Source organism: Micromonospora sp. NBC_00389, from assembly GCF_036059255.1.
Classification (GTDB): domain Bacteria; phylum Actinomycetota; class Actinomycetes; order Mycobacteriales; family Micromonosporaceae; genus Micromonospora.
Genome location: NZ_CP107947.1, coordinates 117,556 through 134,848, shown reverse-complemented (window position 1 = coordinate 134,848; position 17,293 = coordinate 117,556). Strand labels below are relative to the sequence as shown.

22 protein-coding genes are annotated in these 17,293 nt (G+C 70.4%); 11 read left to right on the top strand and 11 right to left on the bottom strand.

Annotated features, from left to right (window positions below; genetic code table 11):
• Position 1: 1 nt before the first annotated feature.
• On the bottom strand, positions 2–1,048 hold the full coding sequence (locus OG470_RS00710) for a carbohydrate ABC transporter permease (RefSeq protein ID WP_328419709.1): 1,047 nt from the start codon (positions 1,046–1,048) through the stop codon (positions 2–4).
• A gap of 66 nt (positions 1,049–1,114) precedes the next feature.
• Complete coding sequence (locus OG470_RS00705; protein WP_328419707.1) at positions 1,115–2,458, bottom strand: ABC transporter substrate-binding protein; 1,344 nt, start codon at positions 2,456–2,458, stop codon at positions 1,115–1,117.
• Between the two features lie 251 nt (positions 2,459–2,709).
• On the opposite strand from OG470_RS00705, the gene OG470_RS00700 reads away from it, so the two are divergent.
• On the top strand, positions 2,710–3,483 hold the full coding sequence (locus OG470_RS00700) for a peptidoglycan DD-metalloendopeptidase family protein (RefSeq protein WP_328419705.1): 774 nt from the start codon (positions 2,710–2,712) through the stop codon (positions 3,481–3,483).
• Between the two features lie 51 nt (positions 3,484–3,534).
• Here the strand turns inward: OG470_RS00700 and OG470_RS00695 are convergent, their stop codons facing one another.
• The 5 genes from OG470_RS00695 to OG470_RS00675 all read right to left on the bottom strand — a co-directional run bounded on the left by OG470_RS00695 (position 3,535) and on the right by OG470_RS00675 (position 6,641).
• Positions 3,535–4,029 carry a TspO/MBR family protein gene (locus OG470_RS00695; protein ID WP_328419703.1) on the bottom strand — a complete coding sequence of 165 codons (495 nt, stop codon included), beginning with the start codon at positions 4,027–4,029 and terminating at the stop codon, positions 3,535–3,537.
• A 792-nt stretch (positions 4,030–4,821) separates the two neighbouring features.
• Positions 4,822–4,965: a GPGG-motif small membrane protein gene (locus OG470_RS00690; protein WP_007464364.1), complete on the bottom strand. Its 144-nt coding sequence runs from the start codon at positions 4,963–4,965 to the stop codon at positions 4,822–4,824.
• Complete coding sequence (locus OG470_RS00685) at positions 4,956–5,732, bottom strand: metallophosphoesterase family protein (RefSeq protein WP_328419701.1); 777 nt, start codon at positions 5,730–5,732, stop codon at positions 4,956–4,958. Before OG470_RS00685 ends, OG470_RS00690 begins: the two co-directional genes overlap by 10 nt.
• Positions 5,733–5,742: 10 nt before the next feature.
• The gene (locus OG470_RS00680; RefSeq protein WP_328419699.1) at positions 5,743–6,018 is read right to left on the bottom strand and encodes a hypothetical protein; all 276 of its coding nucleotides are present in this window, start codon (positions 6,016–6,018) and stop codon (positions 5,743–5,745) included.
• Positions 6,015–6,641 carry a nucleotidyltransferase family protein gene (locus OG470_RS00675; RefSeq protein ID WP_328426055.1) on the bottom strand — a complete coding sequence of 209 codons (627 nt, stop codon included), beginning with the start codon at positions 6,639–6,641 and terminating at the stop codon, positions 6,015–6,017. The genes OG470_RS00680 and OG470_RS00675 overlap by 4 nt, the downstream gene beginning before the upstream one ends.
• A gap of 141 nt (positions 6,642–6,782) precedes the next feature.
• Between OG470_RS00675 and OG470_RS00670 the strand changes: the two genes are divergently transcribed.
• Entirely contained in the window at positions 6,783–7,583 is an 801-nt protein-coding gene (locus tag OG470_RS00670) for a dTMP kinase (RefSeq protein WP_328426053.1), read from the top strand.
• Here OG470_RS00670 and OG470_RS00665 read toward each other — a convergent pair.
• Positions 7,568–8,260 (bottom strand): SDR family NAD(P)-dependent oxidoreductase, encoded by a 693-nt coding sequence (locus OG470_RS00665; protein ID WP_328419697.1) that lies wholly within the window; start codon positions 8,258–8,260, stop codon positions 7,568–7,570. The two genes, OG470_RS00670 and OG470_RS00665, sit on opposite strands and share 16 nt — an antisense overlap.
• A 115-nt stretch (positions 8,261–8,375) precedes the next feature.
• Between OG470_RS00665 and OG470_RS00660 the strand changes: the two genes are divergently transcribed.
• The 4 genes from OG470_RS00660 to OG470_RS00645 all read left to right on the top strand — a co-directional run bounded on the left by OG470_RS00660 (position 8,376) and on the right by OG470_RS00645 (position 12,738).
• Positions 8,376–9,392 (top strand): NAD-dependent epimerase/dehydratase family protein, encoded by a 1,017-nt coding sequence (locus OG470_RS00660; RefSeq protein WP_328419695.1) that lies wholly within the window; start codon positions 8,376–8,378, stop codon positions 9,390–9,392.
• A 75-nt stretch (positions 9,393–9,467) separates the two neighbouring features.
• Positions 9,468–10,382, top strand: a complete 915-nt coding sequence (locus OG470_RS00655) for a MurR/RpiR family transcriptional regulator (protein ID WP_328419693.1) — start codon at positions 9,468–9,470, stop codon at positions 10,380–10,382.
• Positions 10,379–11,332 (top strand): N-acetylmuramic acid 6-phosphate etherase, encoded by a 954-nt coding sequence (murQ, locus tag OG470_RS00650; protein ID WP_328419691.1) that lies wholly within the window; start codon positions 10,379–10,381, stop codon positions 11,330–11,332. Before OG470_RS00655 ends, murQ begins: the two co-directional genes overlap by 4 nt.
• A 455-nt stretch (positions 11,333–11,787) precedes the next feature.
• Positions 11,788–12,738 (top strand): sigma-70 family RNA polymerase sigma factor, encoded by a 951-nt coding sequence (locus OG470_RS00645; RefSeq protein ID WP_328419689.1) that lies wholly within the window; start codon positions 11,788–11,790, stop codon positions 12,736–12,738.
• Positions 12,739–12,809: 71 nt separating this feature from the next.
• Here the strand turns inward: OG470_RS00645 and OG470_RS00640 are convergent, their stop codons facing one another.
• Complete coding sequence (locus OG470_RS00640) at positions 12,810–13,787, bottom strand: C40 family peptidase (protein WP_328419687.1); 978 nt, start codon at positions 13,785–13,787, stop codon at positions 12,810–12,812.
• A 540-nt stretch (positions 13,788–14,327) separates the two neighbouring features.
• On the opposite strand from OG470_RS00640, the gene OG470_RS00635 reads away from it, so the two are divergent.
• The 3 genes from OG470_RS00635 (at position 14,328) to OG470_RS00625 (ending at position 15,659) form a co-directional block, all read left to right on the top strand.
• Entirely contained in the window at positions 14,328–14,810 is a 483-nt protein-coding gene (locus OG470_RS00635) for a DUF6232 family protein (protein WP_328419685.1), read from the top strand.
• Between the two features lie 119 nt (positions 14,811–14,929).
• The gene (locus OG470_RS00630; protein WP_328419683.1) at positions 14,930–15,469 is read left to right on the top strand and encodes a DUF3592 domain-containing protein; all 540 of its coding nucleotides are present in this window, start codon (positions 14,930–14,932) and stop codon (positions 15,467–15,469) included.
• A gap of 1 nt (position 15,470) precedes the next feature.
• Positions 15,471–15,659 (top strand): hypothetical protein, encoded by a 189-nt coding sequence (locus OG470_RS00625; RefSeq protein ID WP_328419681.1) that lies wholly within the window; start codon positions 15,471–15,473, stop codon positions 15,657–15,659.
• A gap of 37 nt (positions 15,660–15,696) precedes the next feature.
• Here OG470_RS00625 and OG470_RS00620 read toward each other — a convergent pair whose 3' ends face one another.
• Both OG470_RS00620 and OG470_RS00615 read right to left on the bottom strand, forming a co-directional pair.
• Positions 15,697–16,029 (bottom strand): DUF3817 domain-containing protein, encoded by a 333-nt coding sequence (locus OG470_RS00620; RefSeq protein ID WP_328419679.1) that lies wholly within the window; start codon positions 16,027–16,029, stop codon positions 15,697–15,699.
• Between the two features lie 25 nt (positions 16,030–16,054).
• Positions 16,055–16,477, bottom strand: coding sequence for a hypothetical protein (locus OG470_RS00615; protein ID WP_328419677.1), 423 nt, complete (start codon positions 16,475–16,477; stop codon positions 16,055–16,057).
• Positions 16,478–16,608: 131 nt separating this feature from the next.
• Here OG470_RS00615 and OG470_RS00610 point away from each other — a divergent pair, with 131 nt between their 5' ends.
• Both OG470_RS00610 and OG470_RS00605 read left to right on the top strand, forming a co-directional pair.
• Positions 16,609–16,953, top strand: a complete 345-nt coding sequence (locus OG470_RS00610) for a DUF6158 family protein (protein ID WP_328419675.1) — start codon at positions 16,609–16,611, stop codon at positions 16,951–16,953.
• Positions 16,953–17,291, top strand: a complete 339-nt coding sequence (locus tag OG470_RS00605) for an SRPBCC family protein (protein WP_328419673.1) — start codon at positions 16,953–16,955, stop codon at positions 17,289–17,291. Before OG470_RS00610 ends, OG470_RS00605 begins: the two co-directional genes overlap by 1 nt.
• Positions 17,292–17,293 lie beyond the last annotated feature (2 nt).

Here is a 17,293-nt window from a genome sequence, read left to right as displayed (position 1 = left end):
CTCAGCCCTCCCGCTGCTGACGGAGGTTGCGGATCTGGTAGATCACGACCGGGATGACCAGGACGAAGAGGAAGACCGCGAGCGCGGAGCCCTGCCCGTTCTGGCCGTACCGGAACGCCTGGTTGTACATCTCGCTAGCGATCACGCTGGTGTCGTAGTTGCCGTTGGTTGAGGTCCGGACGATGTCGAAGACCTTGAGCGTGGCGATCGTGAGGGTCACCGCCACCACGATCAGCGCCGGCCGGATGCTCGGCATAGTGATCCGCCAGAACATCTGCCACGGGCTGACGCCGTCGAGCCGAGCGGCCTCCACGATGTCACCGGGGATCGCCTTGATCGCGGCGGAGAGCACCACCATGGCAAAACCGGCCTGGATCCAGATCATGATGACGATCAGCAGCAGCGTGTTCAGCGGTGATTCGAGCAGCCACTGCTTGGGCTCACCGCCGAGGCTGACCACGATCTGGTTGAGCAGACCGATCTGGTCGCCGTCGCCGCGGTAGGCGTAGACGAACTTCCAGATGATGCTGGCGCCGACGAAGGAAATGGCCATCGGCAGGAAGATCAGTGATTTGGCCACCGCCTCGAAGCGGGCCTTGTCCACCAGGACGGCGTAGATCAGGCCGAACGCGGTCGCCACCAGTGGGACCAGGACCACCCAGACCAGGGTGTTGATCAGGACCCGGACGATCGAGCTGTCGGAGAACATCCAGTCGTAGTTGCGCAGCCCGACCCAGTTGTTGCTGCCCGCGTCCATGAAGGACAGCAGTGTGGTGCGGATGGCCGGAACGACCAACCCGACCATGAGCAGCAGCAGCGTGGGCAGCAGGAAGAAGAGCGCGAAGAGTCCCTCCCCCTGCTTGCGCCGGCGGGGGAGCGGGGTGCCGCTGACGGACGCGGCGACCAACTGCGCCTCCCGCCGCCGAGCGAACCAGGCCGGCACCACGTCGAGAAGCAGGAGCAGACCGCCCACCACCGCGACGAAAGCGATCAGCCCGTACATCAGCATGAGGAACTTCGGCTGTTCCTCCGCGAAGTCGAACTCCATCGACCCTCCCAGGTCCGGATCCGCCGGTGGGCCGGCCCGCGGGTGCGGACCGGCCCACCGTTCAGATCACTTCCAGCTGCTCTCGATGCCCTGGAGCACCGGTGCGGTGTCCTTGCCGTTGATCCACTCGACCATGCCCTTCCAGAACGTCCCCGCGCCGACCGCGGCCGGCATCAGGTCGGATCCGTCGAAGCGGAAGACGCCGCTCTTGTCCTGCAGGATCTGGACGGAGAGCTTGTCGATCGGGCTGGCGACATTGGCGATGTCCAGCTTGTTGTTCGCCGTGACCCAGTTGCCCAGCTTCGCGCGGCTGTTGACGTACTCGCTGGAGGCGAGGTAGGTCTGCACCGCCTGGACCTCGGGGCGGTCGGCGTAGGCGACGACGAACTCGCCCGCGCCCAGCACCGGCTTGCCCTTGGCGGGGTCGATGGCCGGGAAGTAGAACGCGAACGCGTCACCGTCCTCGGCCACCTTGGTGCCCTCGGGGAACTGGTTGGCGTAGAAGGACGCCTGCCGGTGCATGGCGCACTTGCCGGTGGTGACGGGCAGGCCGGCCTCACCGAAGGCGGTGGTGCCGATGCTCTTCACGCCGCCGAAGCCGCCGTTCATGTACTTCTCGTTCTTCAGGATGGTGCCGGCCCGGTTGACCGCGTCGACGATCCGCGGGTCGTTGAACGGGATGGCGTGGGTCGTCCACTGGTCGTAGACCTCGGGGGTCTGCGTCCGCAGCAGCACGTCCTCGATCCAGTCCGTGGCCGGCCAGCCGGTGGCGTCACCGGACTCGATGCCGGCGCACCACGGCTTGACGCCGCTCGCAGCGATCGTGTCGCTGAGCTTGATCATGTCGTCCCAGCTGGTCGGGACCGCCCAGCCCTTCTCCTTGAAGAGCTTCGGCGAGTACCAGACGAAGGACTTCACGTTGGCGCCGAGTGGCACACCGTAGAGGGTGCCGTTGACGGTGCCGTACTTCAGCCAGTCGGCCGGCAGGTTCTGCTCGGCCATCGTCTTGGTGTCGGCACCGAGGGACTTCAGCTTGCCCGCGTCGGCGAACCGCTTGACCAGACCCGGCTGGGGCACGAACGCCAGGTCGGGCGCGTTGCCGCCGTCGACCCGGACCGGGAGCTGCGCCTCGAACTCGGCGTTGCCCTCGTAGTCGATCTCGATGCCGGTGCAGTCGGTGAACTGCGACCACGACCGCTCCAGCAGGTCGGCCTCGGCGTCACGGATGGACGCGTAGATGGAGACCTTCTTGCCGTCGTGGCCCTCGTACTTGTCGTATGCGGCACACTCCGCGGAGCCCGCGTTGTCGCTCTTCTTGTCGTCGCCGGTACCGCAAGCGGTGGCGCTGAGCGCCAGCCCGAGTACACCGGCGATCGCGAAGGCCTGGCGTGGTCTGGTAAAGACCGCCATGCCGTCCTCCTTTCTAGCCGGCGCGGTCGTGCTCAAAGGCCCGGCGCCGGTCCCGATGGGCGTGCACACATGTAAGCGCTTGCATCGGGTTCGGTCCAGCCCCTGTCAGACACGAGCGAGTAACAATCCGGAAACCTCCGGGCTGCCTCGTGGGCGCGCTCCCGCGCCAGATCTTCGACTCTTTCGAAGGATGACGATATCTGTCAGGCTGAGTACCACGCATCGAAGGTTTTCGACATAGGAGGAGCTGTATGCGTAAGCGGTGGATCAGCCTGCTGGTGACGGGTCTGCTCGTCGGGGGAGTCCTGGCCCCGGCGAGCCCGGCGCTGGCCGCGCCGACCTTCAAAGTGCCGTTCCCGTGCGGCCAGTCCTGGACCGGGCAGACCCGGACGAACCACAGCCCGGCGAACGCCGTCGACTTCAACCGCACCGACGACCTCGGTGACCCGGTGGTAGCCAGCGCGCCCGGCACCGTCGACCGGGTGACCGACCTCGGCGGCACCAGCTACGGCAAGTACGTCCGAATCAACCACGGTGGCGGTTACAGCACGTACTACGCCCACCTCAACGGCTTCAACGTCTCGGTCGGGCAGACGGTCGCCTACGGAAAGGTGCTCGGCTGGGTCGGCAGCACCGGCGGCTCGACCGGCCCGCACCTGCACTACGAGCAGCGCCTCAACGGCAGCGACATCCAGGTCCGATTCAACGGCACCCTCGCGCTGTACTGGGGCAGCAGGAGCTACACCAGCGACAACGGTTGCAGCTCGGGCGCCGGTTCCGGCACGGTCGACACCAGCGGCACCCCGCTGACCGTCCGCTCCGGCCCTGGCACCGGGTACGCCTCGGTGGGGACCGTCGCCGACGGCACCCGGGTGACCATCGCCTGCCAGACCAGCGGCACCACGGTCACCGGCACCTACGGCACCAGCTCGATCTGGGACCGGATCGGCAGTGGCCGCTACATCGCCGACGCGTACGTGTACACGGGTCACGACGGCTACATCCCGAACGTGCCCCGCTGCTGACCGGGGAACGGCCACGGTCCCCGGCGGGCGCCGCCGCCGGGGACCGGTAGGTCAGGTGTTCAGCTGCCAGATCGACAGGTTCAGTGCGGCAGCGAAGGTGACCCAGGCCCAGTAGGGCAGCAACAGCGCCGCCGCGACCCGCGAGACCCGGGCGAACAACACCACCGTGAGCCCGATGGCCAGCCACATCGCCACGATCTCCGCGAACGCCAGCCCGTACTGCCCCGCACCGAAGAACAGCGGGGTCCAGATCGCGTTGAGCACCAGTTGGGCGGTCCACGCCCAGAGCGGCGGGGAGAAGCCGACCCGGCGCCAGACCAGCCAGCCGGCCACCGCGATCAGCGCGTAGAGCAGCGACCAGGCCGGGCCGAACAGCCACGAGGGCGGTGCCCAGCTGGGTTGCCGCAGGCTCGCGTACTCCTCGGTGGTGCCCTGTACCCCCAGCCCGCCGATCGCGGCCGCGACGAAGACGGCCGCCGCGAAGCCGACCAGCGCCCAGCGCGACCGTCGGTTGGAGGTTGGACGCACGTCCTGCGATCTCTTCACGGTCAAGATGTTTCCGTCTGGTCGGCGGTCAAACGCTGCACCGGCCCAGGCAGGGCTCGCGCCCAGGTTGCCGCCGCCGGTGCCCGCGCCAGCGCGGTCCTGTCGAGCTGCCCCAGATCTGGACCAGTCTGCGCCGTGACCGTACTCGTGCGGATACGCCCTCGAAGGCCGAACCGCTGTGCAGCCCTCGCCGTGGCCGAACCGGTGGGCGCGGATGGCGTTGCGGCGCGGTCGTAGCTGAACCGGGGGTGGGGATGGTCTTGCGGGGCGGTGGTGGCTGAACCGGGGGTGGGGATGGTGTTGCGGGGCGGTGGTGGCTGAACCGGGGGTGGGGGTGGTGTTGGGGCGCGGTGGTGGCTGAACCGGGGGTGGGGGTGGTGTTGGGGCGCGGTGGTGGCTGAACCGGGGGTGGGGGTGGTGTTGGGGCGCGGTTGTGGCCGAACCGGTCGGTGCGGGTGGCGTTGCGGCGCGGTCGGGGGCTCGCGGGTGGGCGCGCGGACGCCTCGTGGCCCGACAGGTGCGCTCACGTCGTGGCGGCCAACTGGCGCGGACATGCTGTAACTGGTGCTGGCTCCGGCGCCCCATATCTGGGGCAGCTCGACAGGCACTGAAAGGGGCACCCGGGAGGGGGCGGCGGGCTGGACGCCTCCGCCCTGGATGCTCAGACCCTCGGACAGCACAACGCTCTCGGACAGCACAACGCCGGGGTCGCCGCGGGCGGTGCTCCTGTCGGGAGGACGGAGCTCCGGTCGCGGCGACCCCGGCGGGTCCCGGTGTTATGAGATACGAACGTCAATTGAAGATGCTGACACCACCCGGGCCGACCAACAGCCCGACGACGATGAGGACGATGCCCCACAGGATCTGCCGGCGGAACAGCGCGAGAATGCCGGCGACCACGAGTACGACTGCGAGAATCCAGAGAATCAGCTCCATGACCTCTGACTACCCGACCCGCCGATCGGGGAAACCTGGTCGGTGTCAAGTTGATCGCCCACGTGGAAGACGCTGTACGCCTGCTTGATCACCGGGTGCGCGACGTTGCGTACGCGTACGCCGCCGGGGGTGGTGCCGCGCTCCGTGCCGGCGTGCGCGTGCCCGTGCAGGGCGAGCGCGGTGGGGGCCGAGTCGATCGCCTGCCCCAGTTGGTACGAGCCGAGGAACGGGTAGATCTCCAGCGGCTCGCCGGCCAACGTGTCCGGCACCGGTGAGTAGTGGGTGAGCGCGATTAGCATGTCGCAGTCCAGCGAGCGCAGTGCGTCACCGAGCCGGTCCGCGCTGTCGTTGGTGGTTTGGACGAACGCCTTCATCTCCGGCTCGCCGAAGTCGCTCGCACACCGACCGGCGAACCCGCCGCCGAACCCCTTGACGCCGGCGATGCCGAGCCGCCCGCCCGCGCAGTCCAGTACGACGCCGTTGCCCTCCAGCACGGTGATGCCCGCGTCCTCGAGCACCTTGACCACCTGCGGCACCTGGTCACACTGGTGGTCGTGGTTGCCCAGCACGGTCACCACCGGCACGGCCAACCCGCCGAACTCCTGCGCGACGCAGCGCGCCTCGGCCTCGGTGCCGTGCCGGGTCAGATCCCCGGCCAGCAGCAGCACGTCGGCGCACTCCGGCAGCTCCTCCAGCGCGGGGCGGAACCGGCCGACCACGTCCTCGTCCAGATGCACGTCGCCCACGGCGGCGATCCGGATCACCATGGAACCTCCCTCAGGGCAGTTGCTCGATCTCCGTGGGCGCCTGAACACGGATCACCCCGATGTCGCTGGTGATCGGCACGTCCGGGAAACGCTCGGCCACCCGGCGCAGGATCTCCTCGCGCCGGTGCGGGCTCTCCACCTCGCCGTAGAGCACGAGGGCGCGTTCCCGCCGCACCACGGTGATCCCCTGTTCGGCGACGGCCGGGTCCTCGGCCAGCAGCCGGTGGATCTCCGCCTCGACGTACTCGTCCGGCGGTCCGGCGCCGCTGTCGCGATGGTGGGTCACGGTGTCCCCTCTCCTGCCTGGGTGCCGGCTTCCGGCACCACCTCCAGCCGGTCCAGCAGCACCAGGAACGCCTCGGCGTACGGCGAGTGCTGCGTCTCCTTGCGTACCCGTTCCCAGTCGATCTGCTCCCGCAGCGACCGGGCCAGCGGCAGGCCGCGGGCGAAGTCGCAGTAGTGCTGGGAGAAGCTGAGCAGCTTGTGCACCATCAGCTGGGTGGCGGACAGAACCGGCATGTGAATCGCGTCGACCGGCCGGATGACCGTGTCGCCGAACGTCTCCTCGGTCACCGGCGTCTCGATCGGCCGGTGGATCAGGTCCACCATCCGCCCGTCGTCGAAGACCTTCACCAGCCAGTCCTCCGGGGGACGCTCGGCGACGAAGCCGGCGGCCACCAGGGCCTCCAGCGACCGTTCGACGTCGGCCTCCCGGATCAGGAAGTCGACGTCGTGGTCGCTGGAGTGGCCACCGTGGGCGTAGACGGCGAAGCTGCCGCCGAGCGCGAACGGGATCTCGGACTGCTTGAGCACGGCGGCGACCTTCTTGAGGGTGTGCACCAGACTCTCGTCCCCGCGCTCAGCCATCTGGTTCTCCCGTCGGTCAGGTGGGTGGACAGGCGGTTGGATTTGAATCTCCCGTACCCGGCATTCCGGTCGGCCACACCTGGTCCGGTCGCGGGCGGGTGCCAACCGGGATGAAGCACCATAAACCTCGCCGAGTCGGAGCGCGGGTCGGATAACCTGTCGAGGGTGGCCAGATCAACGGGGATGCGACGCAGCAGGGCCCGGTTGCGCACCGTCGCCCTGATCGGCATTGACGGTTCGGGCAAGACCACCCAGGCGCACCGGCTGGCCGACGCGTTGACCGCCGCTGGCCGCCCGGCCAAGTACCGGCGCAACGCGAGCGGGCGCCGCTGGCTCGGCCGGGTCGCCCACCGGTTCGGCCGCCCCGACGCCCAGCGACTTGTCGGGCGCGACGGCATGCTGGCGGTGGAGTCCGTGCTGCGCTGGCTCGCCATCGCAGCCGCGCTGCTCAGCTGCCTGCTCACCGGCCGGACGGCGGTGATGGACCGGTACTCGGCCTGCCAGTACGCCAGCATCCGGGCCCATGGCGGGCACCGCTGGGAGCGGCTGGCCCGGGCCGGCTACCGGTGCTTCCCGACGCCCCAGGTGACCTTCCTGCTCGCCGTCGACCCGGCCGAGGCGTACCGACGGATCGAACAGCGCGGCACCGACCACGAGACGATGGGCTGGCTGACCGCGGCCGACACCGCCTACCGCGCCCTGCCCGAGTACCCGACCTTCGTGCTGGTGGACGCGGGCCGCCCGGCCGAGGAGGTGACCGAGCAGATCCAGGCGCACCTGGCGACCTGGCTGCCGCCCGACGCCCGTCCCGACCCCGCCCGTCCGTCGGCCGTCCCGCCGCCGTCCGACGTGCCGCCTGAGCCGTCCGTGCCGGAGCCGTCGGCGTCGCCGCCACCCGTCGTGACCACGTCCGCCGAGCCGGCGGCGGGGGAGCAGAGCGGTCGCTATCCCGCCGGGCCGCTGGTGGCTCAGGCCCGCCCGTAGACCGGGACGGTGGCGCCGCTGGTCGGTGCGGACTCCGCCGACGCGAGGAAGTGGATCACCGGCGCGATCTCGGCCGGGGTCACCCAGCGGGAGTGGTCGGCGTCGGGCTGCGCGGCCCGGTTCGCCGGGGTGTCGATGACGCTGGGCAGAATGGTGTTGCAGCGCACATTGCGGGACCGGTACTCCACGGCGACCGCGTTGGCGAAGGCGAGCACCGCCGCCTTGGCCGTGACATAGCCGGCCGCGCCGGGAAACGGGGCGACCGCCGCGCGGGCCGAGACGCAGACCACCGCGCCGCCGCCAGCCGACACCAGGTGCGGCAGCGCGGCCTGGGTGACCAGGTAGGTCGGCCGCAGGTTGGCGGTGAGCATCCGCTCGAACTCCTCGACCGGTGTCTCGTGCACCAGCCCGCCGCTGGCGTACCCCCCGACAAGGTTGACCACCGCCCGCAGTGGCGCCGCCGGCTCACCGGCGGCGGCCTCGACCGCCCGTGCCGCGCCGGCCGGGTCGGTCAGGTCCGCGACCAGCCGGACCGGCCCGTCCACTGCCAGCTCCGACCCGGGCCGGGCTTCCCGTTCCGGTACGACCACCCGCCAGCCGGCCGTCAAGAAGGTGGCGACGACCGCCCCGCCGAGCCCGCCCGTACCTCCGGTCACCAGCACACTGCGATCTGCCATGCGCCCACGCTAGCGGCCACTCCGGCGGCGGGCCGGCTGCGGGCCGGCTGCGGGAGCGCTCTGCCGAGAGCAGAGCGGCTTGGTGAACAGCCCACCAGCGGCGCAGCATCAGCGGATGCGGATCCTCATTCTCGGTGGCACCCGGTTCCTCGGCCGGGCACTGGCCCAGCTCGCCGTCGCGCAGGGGCACGACGTGACCTGCGCCGCCCGGGGCGTCTCCGGTACTGCCCCGGCCGAGGCCCGGTTCGTGCCGGTCGACCGGGACGACCCGGACGGCCTGGCACCGCTCGCCAGGGAGGGCTTCGACGCGGTGGTGGACGTGACCCGCCAGGTCAGTCATGCCCGGCACGCGCTGGCCGCGCTGGCCAACCAGGTCGGCCACTGGTCGTTCGTGTCGACGGTTTCGGTGTACGCCGACAACACCACCCCCGGCCAGAACGCGGCGGACGCGCCGGTGCTGGCACCCGCCCCGCCGGACGTGGACGGGCCGGTCGGCGCGGACAATCGCTGGTACGGCGAGTGCAAGGTGAGCATCGAGCGGCTGGTCCGGGAGCGGATGGGCGAGGACCGCTCGTTCATCTGCCGGGCGGGGCTGATCGTGGGGGCGGAAGATCCGAGCGACCGCTTTCCGTACTGGGTGCGGCGGCTGTCGCCCGGTGGGGAGGTGCTCGCGCCCGGACGCCCGACCGACCGCGTGCAGTTCGTGGACGTCGCCGATCTGGCGGGCTGGCTACTGCATGCCGCCGGCACCCGCCTCACCGGCACGTACGACGGCAGCGGCCCGGCGCTGTCCCGGGCTGAACTGTTGGCCGGGGTGGCCGCCGGGCTGGGCGTCGCCGATCCGCTCCTCACCTGGGTCGACCAGGATTTTCTGCTGGCCCGGGACGTACGCGAGTGGTCGGGGGAGCGGGCACTACCGCTGTGGGTGCGGCTGCCGGAGTGGGGCGGCCTGATGGACCGGGACGTCCGACCGGCGCTCGACGCCGGACTGGCGGTCCGGCCGCTGTCCGACACCGTTCGGGCGACCGCGACCTGGATGGCCGCACAACCAGCCGCCGTCCGGCAGGGCGGACTGGACCCGGCGGATGAGGCGGCGCTCCTGGGGGAGTGGCACGCTGTGCAGGACGGGTGATCCCGATCGACGGTACTTTTCCCATCACGGCCAGTCATGGTTGACGCTCACGCCTCATGAAAGTAAGTTTCATCCGTGGCGAAGAGTCCGAAGATTTCCGCGAGTCACGAGCCCGGTGGGCTGATCGTCCACATCAGTGGCCTGCTTCCGTCGCTGTCGCCAGCCGAACAGCGGGTGGCCCGTCTGGTCGTGTCCGACCCGGCCGCCGCCGCCCGGCGGACCATCACCGACCTCGCCACCGCGGCCGAGACATCCGAGGCGACCGTCATCCGGTTCTGCCGGTCGGTCGGCATGGACGGCTACCCGCAGCTGCGCATCCGGCTCGCCGCGGAGGCCGCGCGCCGGATCGAGCCGCCGGACGCCCGGGTGGTTGGCGGTGACATCCCGCCCGGCGCCGACCTCGCCCAGATCATCGCCACCATCGCCTTCAACGACGCACGCGCGGTGGAGGAGACTGCCGAGCAACTCGACCCGGCCGTCTGTGAGCAGGTGGTCGAGGCGATCGCCAACGCCGGCCGGATCGACATCTACGGCGCCGGGGCCAGCGGGTTCGTCGCCTCCGACTTCCAACAGAAGCTGCACCGCATTGGCCGGATCGCCTTCTACTTCCCGGACGTGCACACCGCGCTGACCTCGGCGGCCCTGCTCGGTCGCGGCGACGTGGCGATCGGCATCTCGCACACCGGCACCACCTCCGACGTGATCGAGGTGCTGGAGCAGGCGCGGACGCGGGGCGCCGCCACCGTGGCACTGACCAACTTCCCGCGCTCGCCGATCACCGACGTGGCCGACTTCGTGTTGACCACCGCCGCCCGCGAGACCACCTACCGTTCCGGCGCGACGGCCAGCCGACTGGCCCAGCTCACGGTGGTCGACTGCCTCTTCGTGGGCGTGGCCGCCCGCAATCGGTCCAAGGCGCGTAAGGCCCTCGAGGCGACGGCGGAAGCGGTCCAGTCGCACCGGGTGGGCGCCAACCGGAGGCGGGGATGACGGCCGGCGTGGAGCCCGACGAGGACACGCCAGCACGCCCCGCCCGCCCGACGGTCCGGGTGGGTGCCCCGACCGAACGGCGCAACCCGCTGAGCGTCGACCTCGACCTGATGTCGACCCGCGACGTGCTCACCGTTATCAACGAGGCCGACCGACGGGTACCGGCGGCGGTCGCCGCGGTGCTCGACGAGATCGCCGCAACGGTCGATCTGGCGGTCGCGGCGCTGCGTGGCGGCCATCGGGTGCACTACTTCGGGGCCGGCACCTCTGGCCGCCTGGGTGTGCTCGACGCGGCCGAGCTGGCACCGACCTTCAACTCGCCCCGGCACTGGTTCTGCTCCCACCTCGCCGGTGGGCCGGACGCGATGTGGCGGGCCGTGGAGGACGCCGAGGACGACGAGCGGGGCGGCGCGGTCGATGCGGCCGGGTGTGTGCACGCCGGCGACCTGGTGGTCGGTCTGGCCGCCAGCGGACGCACCCCGTACGTCCTCGGGGCGCTCGCCGCGTCCCGCGCCACGGGTGCCTCGACGGTGCTGCTCTGCGCCAATCCGGAGGCGGAGGCCGCCCGGTCGGTCGACGTGTTCATTGGGGTGGACACCGGACCGGAGGTGGTCACCGGGTCGACCCGGATGAAGGCGGGCACCGCGCAGAAGTTGGTGCTCAACACGTTCTCCACCGCCGTCATGGTGCGCCTGGGACGGGTCTACTCGAACCTCATGATCGACATGGTGGCCACCAACGCGAAACTCCGTGGGCGGATGATTTCGATCCTGGTCGAGGCCACCGGCTGCTCGGAGGAGATCTCCCGGCGGGCCCTCAACGAGGCCGACGGCGATCTGAAGACCGCGCTGGTCTCGCTGGTCTCCGGTGCCGAGGTCGCCGCCGCCCGGGCCGCTCTGGCCCGCTCTGCCGACCAGGTTCGCGGCGCGCTGGCCCTGCTCGCCTCCTAGCCCCCAAACCCCGTACCGACGGATGGGAAGCGAACGGGGCTCCGGATTGTTCATCTGGCCGGGGGGTAATACCACCTCCGTAGATGAACCGACCGGTCCACCGGTGCGTATCTGGCAGTGACCAGGATCGCAGCTCGGTGGTGACCCGGGTCGCTGTGCCCCCGCGGCGGGCGGTGTTGCCATAGTTGCGGGCGTTCGGCGATTCGTCGACCCGCCAACCCGTACGTGGTGCCCAGAGGCGAGCCACCCGGCGGGTGCTGACAGCAAACGTGGACCGTGCTCTCAGCTACTACTCAGGCATTCGTGACACTTTCGACTCTGGACATGGAATCCCTGACACGTCTCATCTGTTGTGTAGGTGTCAGCACCGGTGGGCACAACAGAAGGTTACCGGGGAAGGGCTGACGGACGTGGGGACGGCAAGGAACCGGGCAACCGGCGCGAGCGAGGGGACCGTGGGCAACGTGGACAAGAACATCGGCATGCGCACCGACGAGGTTGCCGAGGAGCGCGACCTGGTCGGCGTCTACCTGCACGAGATCTCCCGGACGCCACTGCTGGACGCCGCCAAGGAGGTCGATCTCTCCAAGGCGATCGAGACCGGCCTCTACGCTGAGCACCTGCTCGGCGAGGACCGCGTCCCCGCCGGTGTCGACCGGGCTGACCTGGAGTGGCTGGTCGTCGAGGGGGAGCGCGCGAAGGACCTCTTCATCCGCGCCAACCTGCGACTGGTCGTGTCAATCGCCCGCCGTTACGTGCGCTCGGGCATGCCCATGCTGGATCTGATCCAGGAGGGCAACACCGGCCTCGTCCGGGCGGTCGAGAAGTTCGACTACGAGCGCGGCTACAAGTTCTCCACCTACGCCACCTGGTGGATCCGCCAGGCCATCAGCCGGGCGATCGCCCAGCAGGAGCGCACGGTCCGTCTTCCGGTGCACCTCGTGGAGGACGTCAACCGGATGCGCAACGTGGCCCGGCAGCTCACCCGTGAGCTGGGTGGCGACCCGGAGCCGGACCAAATCGCGGCCGCCCTCGGCGTCACCGTCGAGCGGGTCAACGAGCTACGCCGCTGGTCGCAGGACACCGTCTCGCTGGACACCCCGGTGGGCGACGACGGCGACACGAACCTCGGTGACCTGGTCGCCGACAGTGACGCGCCGTCGCCGGAGGACATCGTCCTCAGCGGCCTGGAGCGGCAGCGCATCGAGGGGCTGCTGAACCACCTCGACGACCGGTCGGCCGGCATCATGCGGGCCCGGTACGGGCTTGAGGACGGCCGCGAGCACTCGCTCACCGAGGTCGCGTCCCGGTTCTCCCTGTCCCGCGAACGGATCCGGCAGCTGGAGATCCAGGCCCTCGGCCGGCTCCGTGAGCTGGCCCGGGCAGAGGGGCTGCAGGCAGCCTGACCTGCTAGTAATGACGGCGAACGGCCGGCGTCCGATAGGGGGACGCCGGCCGTTCGCCGTATCCGGTCCGGCTAGCGGACCCGGCCGTAGCCCTGGATGGACATCATGTTCATGCCCCGTTTGAGCACGTTGCGGCCGGCGCTCGGTGCGTCGATCACCTGGCCGCCGCCGACGTAGAGGGCGACGTGCCCGAGCCCGCTGTAGAAGACCAGATCTCCCGGGCTTAGGTCGCCCCGACCGATGTGGGCGACCGCACCCCACTGCATCCGGGTGTTGTGCGGCAGCGACTTCCCAGCCGCCCGCCAGGCCGCCGAGGTCAGCCCGGAGCAGTCGTAGCCGTTCGGCCCGTCGGCTGCCCAGACGTACGGCTTGCCCAGCGCGCCGAAGGCGTAGCGCACCGCGACGCCGGCCGCACCGGCGACGGCGGGTACGTTCGCGGCCTCGGTGGCCGCCGCCCTGGGCGCGGGTTGCTCGGTGGCCGCCCCGTACGCCTGCCGGCGCAGCTCGTACAGGTTGGCCAGGTCCTTCTCGATCTGCTTCTTGGCCGCCGAGAGCTGGCGGGCCTGCGCGGCCTGCCGGGTCAGCGTGGCGTCCAGGCGGCTCTTCTCATCGAGCAGCCGTTGCTGGGTGGCGGTGAAGCCCGAGATGCGTTCCTGCCGTTGGCGGGTCAGTTGATCGAGCGCGCCGAGCCGGTCCAGCAGCGCCGCCGAGCCGCCGGGACGCAGCAGCGCGTCCGCGGTCCGCAGACCACCACTCTTGTACGCGGTCGTGGCCAGCTCGGCGACGTCAGCCCGGCTCTGCTCGGCCTGCTGTTCGAGCGGGCCGATGCGGGCCTGTAATCGGCCCGCTGCCGTCTTGTTGGTCTTGATCTCCTCGCGGAGCTTGTTGTATGACTCGACGACCCGCTCCAGCTCGGCCGAGGACGTCTCGATCCGGCGGGTCAGGTCAGCGGGTGACGGCTCGGCGTATGCCGCCGCCGTCGGTGCGATCAGCGCGGCCGACATGCCGACCAGCGCCACGGTGCGCAGCAGGTTTCTCAGGGATGACAAGAGCGGAAGGCTCCTCTCCCACGGCCGCCGACGGGGCTGCTGATGCCCTCGGCGACACCGGCCGGGGCCACCCGGGCGGACGGCACTGGGCCGGACCGGCCCGCCCAACCTAACCCGGGACGGATGTCGCCCGCAGTTGAAGCAGGGGCGAATGTTGGCAAAGTGGCGGGAAGTAGCGCTGCGGCAGGTGGCTTTAGCGGGGCTGCTGACGCGCGACGAGCCTTCCGGCGCGATCCCTTTCTGGGTCGATTGACGGATATACGACCTTCGTCGTTCCGGGCGTATGACGCCGGATACCAGTGCGCCATAACCGATAAAACCCTGAAATGGATGCTGTTTCGCGACGATGTCCCCCGGCCGGGTGAGCTGTCGGGAGGCCGTAACTTGCCCGGTGGGCTGGCGGCGCCACAACACAATGTAGGCCGGAGCCGGGAATCCCGTCGACAGGCAGCGATGCCTCACCCGCAGGCCAGCCCGGCGAACCGCCCCGCGGGAGGAACCGTGAATCGTGAAGGCGCAAAGACGCGACCGCCGCGAACGGTGCCGGGCGCAAGGTCGACCCTGCTGTACGCGCGACCCGGCATCATCGTGACCGTCGACCGGTTCACCGTCGGCCGGACGAGTTACCGGGTCGCCGACCTGACCCATCTGCGTACCACCCGGGGCCCGCACGACCGGATCGCCGTCCGGGCCGTCGCGATCACCGCCGCCATGATCGGCGGTGTCGGGCTGCTGCTCGGCTTCACCGGCGGCCTGCAGCGGCTGACCGCCGGGGCGTACCTCATCCTCGGTGCGGTGTTCCTGCTTCCGGCGGCGCTGGCCCTGGTCGGCGACCGCTGGCGGCCACCGCCGTACGAGTTGTGGGGGTGGCACCGGGGTGCCGAGGTGCTGCTGTTCAGCGCCGACGACGAGCGGCAGTTCGGCCAGGTCACCCGGGCGCTGCTGCGCGCCCGGGAGGTGAACCGCTACGGCGGCTGGGTGGACCCGCTCGCCTCGGCCGACCCGTGGCGGCCCAGCCGCTGATCCGGCGCGGGCAGCGGTTACCCCCAACCGACCGCAATTCGATTGTTGATCCAGTCGAATACGCTGATCTTCGATATTGAAGGTTGTGGGCCTTGGCTGGATGGTCGACGGGGGATGTCGTGACGAAGAAGCGGCGGCCGGTTTCCGGCGCGCCATCCAGCGAGCAAGCAGCAGCCCGGCGACAGACGGCCCGCGGAGGGCTGGCCATGTTCCTGGTCGGTCTGGGCTTGGCCGTGGGTTCGCTCGGCTACCGGTGGTGGGACTCCTCCGAGGCGGACCGGCTGCGCGTCGAGGGCGTGCAGGTCCCGGCCACGCTCGCCGACCGGGCCGGCGGCAGTGCCCGAGGCAGCGGCATCGACCGGATCGAGGTCTACTACATGTACGACGGGGAGCAGCACCACAACTGGATCCCCTGCGCCAAGCTGGCAGCCTGCCGCAGCGAGCCGCCCCAGGCATTGACCATCTGGGTGGATCCGAGCGATCCGGAGCACTTCGTGGCGGAGAACGACCGGACCGACGGCTCGCTGTTCCCCCTGATGTCCTGGTCCCTCGTTCCGGTCGGCGTGCTCTTTGTCATCGTGGGCGGCCTGATGCTCGCCCTGGTGAGATCCGACAAGCGGAGCCAGACGCACCGTCCCACCGACCACAAAGGGAGATGACATGACGAAACCGGTCAAACGAGGTGGGTGGCGACCGTCCGGTGCCCGCAACCCAAAGGCGTACGCCTTGTCGGTAGCGGGGGCGCTGCTGATTCTGGTGGGACTGGTGGCGGTCGACTCGGTCCTACTGGTTGCGGTCGGTGCCGCGCTGGCCCTGGCCGGCTGGCTGCTCACCCGCCGCGCGGCGTGAAGGTCGGAACATCCCGACCGTCAAGCCGTGCGCACCGTCATCGGGGGAGAACCGGCTCCGGGGTCTGCTCCTGCCGCGGTGCGGCCAGCCAGCCGCTGACCCGGCGCTCGGCGTAGAACGAGACGAACGGCACGGTGCCGGCCAGCATCACCAGAAGCATCCGCTTGAGCGGCCACTCGGCCCGACGGCTCAGGTCGAACGCGGCCAGCAGGTAGACCATGTAGAGGAAGCCGTGCGCCTGCCCCACCGTCTCGACCACGACCGGATTGTCGAACGCGTACTTCAGCGGCATGCCGATCACGACCAGCAGGATCAGTGCCACGCCCACGATCCAGGCGATCACGCGGTACCGGGTAAGGGCTGCGCCCACCTTCGTCCGTCCTTCCGAGCCCGGCTCAGCCGGGATAGTCACCGGGTCGAGCGCCCGGGTTGGCGTTCAACCATGACAGGTAGTGGTTGTAGGCGGCCAGGTCCGAGTCGTCGACGGCCTCGCCGCCGGCCGGCACCCGGGACACCCGCACAGGTCGGCGTACCGCCGGTCGGGACCCGGCGGTGACGGTCGGCTCAGGTTCGGCGGCCGGGTCAACCGGCGGCGCGTCGGCCGCTGCGGCGGCCCGGTGGGCCAGCCGCACCTCGCGCCACCAGACGTAGACCACGAAGCCGGCGAAGATCGGCCACTCGACCGCGTACCCCCAGCTGATGCTGTTGCCGGCGGTGGCCCGGCTGATCTGCCACCAGCCCAGCCCGAGGAAGCCCACGACCAGCACGACCATGGCCACGTGACGCGCGATCCACGCCGGGGTCCAGAGCCACCTCATGGCATCGAGGGTACCGGGCACGCTGCCGCTCTCCGACACCGTGTCGTAGTTGTCGCACGGCGGGGGATGGTTTGGCATTACCCGGTGTGGGCATCCGTCTAGACGCCAGCCCAAACGAGACCAGGGGGGCGATGATGACCGGATCGGTACGCGAGGACGGCTTTCCGTCCAGCGGTAACAGGGATATGAGCCCGGAGCAGCGGGTGCCCGAGTGGGGCGGTGACCACCTCGCCGACCCGACGGGCGACGGCCCGGATCCCGACGGCGACCTGCTCGGCGTCGACCCGACGGAGCTGACCGACGAGGATCTGATCCGCGAGATGCACAGCCTGCACCGCACCCGGCTGGACACCCTTCGACACGCGGCGGACTCCGCGCTCGCCAACCACCTGCGGCGTACGGCGGAGCTCGAAACCGAGTACCTGGCCCGCCACCCGGGCCGGGAGATCGACCCGAGCCGCCTGCGGGGCGTGTGATGCCGGCGCGTGCGGTGCGCGGCATGTCCGCGCCACCCGAGGTGGTCTTCAACACGGCCACCGACCCCGCCCGCGCGTCGGCGTGGTTGCCGGAGCCGCTGCGCGGCGACGGCAGCCCCGCAGCGGAGATCAGTGGCGAGGAACTGCGGGCCCGCTGGGGCGACGGCGACGACGCCGCCTGGTCCGCCGAGATCCGGGTGGAGCCGGCGGACTCCGGCGGCGCCCGGATCCAGCTCGACCTGGTTGACAGGTCGGGCGGGCCGGAGCCGGACCAGCTGGCCGACGAGGCGCTGAGCAACCTGATCCGCGAGGTCGCCGACAACCTCCAGGCCGGCTGAGA

Bases quoted from the DNA above. Each gene is read 5' to 3' on its own strand.
- OG470_RS00710 (WP_328419709.1), bottom strand. From the start codon at position 1,048: ATGGAGTTCGACTTCGCGGAGGAACAGCCGAAGTTCCTCATGCTGATG.
- OG470_RS00705 (WP_328419707.1), bottom strand. From the start codon at position 2,458: ATGGCGGTCTTTACCAGACCACGCCAGGCCTTCGCGATCGCCGGTGTA.
- OG470_RS00700 (WP_328419705.1), top strand. From the start codon at position 2,710: ATGCGTAAGCGGTGGATCAGCCTGCTGGTGACGGGTCTGCTCGTCGGG.
- OG470_RS00690 (WP_007464364.1), bottom strand. From the start codon at position 4,965: ATGGAGCTGATTCTCTGGATTCTCGCAGTCGTACTCGTGGTCGCCGGC.
- OG470_RS00685 (WP_328419701.1), bottom strand. From the start codon at position 5,732: ATGGTGATCCGGATCGCCGCCGTGGGCGACGTGCATCTGGACGAGGAC.
- OG470_RS00670 (WP_328426053.1), top strand. From the start codon at position 6,783: ATGCGACGCAGCAGGGCCCGGTTGCGCACCGTCGCCCTGATCGGCATT.
- OG470_RS00665 (WP_328419697.1), bottom strand. From the start codon at position 8,260: ATGGCAGATCGCAGTGTGCTGGTGACCGGAGGTACGGGCGGGCTCGGC.
- OG470_RS00660 (WP_328419695.1), top strand. From the start codon at position 8,376: ATGCGGATCCTCATTCTCGGTGGCACCCGGTTCCTCGGCCGGGCACTG.
- murQ (WP_328419691.1), top strand. From the start codon at position 10,379: ATGACGGCCGGCGTGGAGCCCGACGAGGACACGCCAGCACGCCCCGCC.
- OG470_RS00625 (WP_328419681.1), top strand. From the start codon at position 15,471: ATGACGAAACCGGTCAAACGAGGTGGGTGGCGACCGTCCGGTGCCCGC.
- OG470_RS00615 (WP_328419677.1), bottom strand. From the start codon at position 16,477: ATGAGGTGGCTCTGGACCCCGGCGTGGATCGCGCGTCACGTGGCCATG.
- OG470_RS00610 (WP_328419675.1), top strand. From the start codon at position 16,609: ATGATGACCGGATCGGTACGCGAGGACGGCTTTCCGTCCAGCGGTAAC.
- OG470_RS00605 (WP_328419673.1), top strand. From the start codon at position 16,953: ATGCCGGCGCGTGCGGTGCGCGGCATGTCCGCGCCACCCGAGGTGGTC.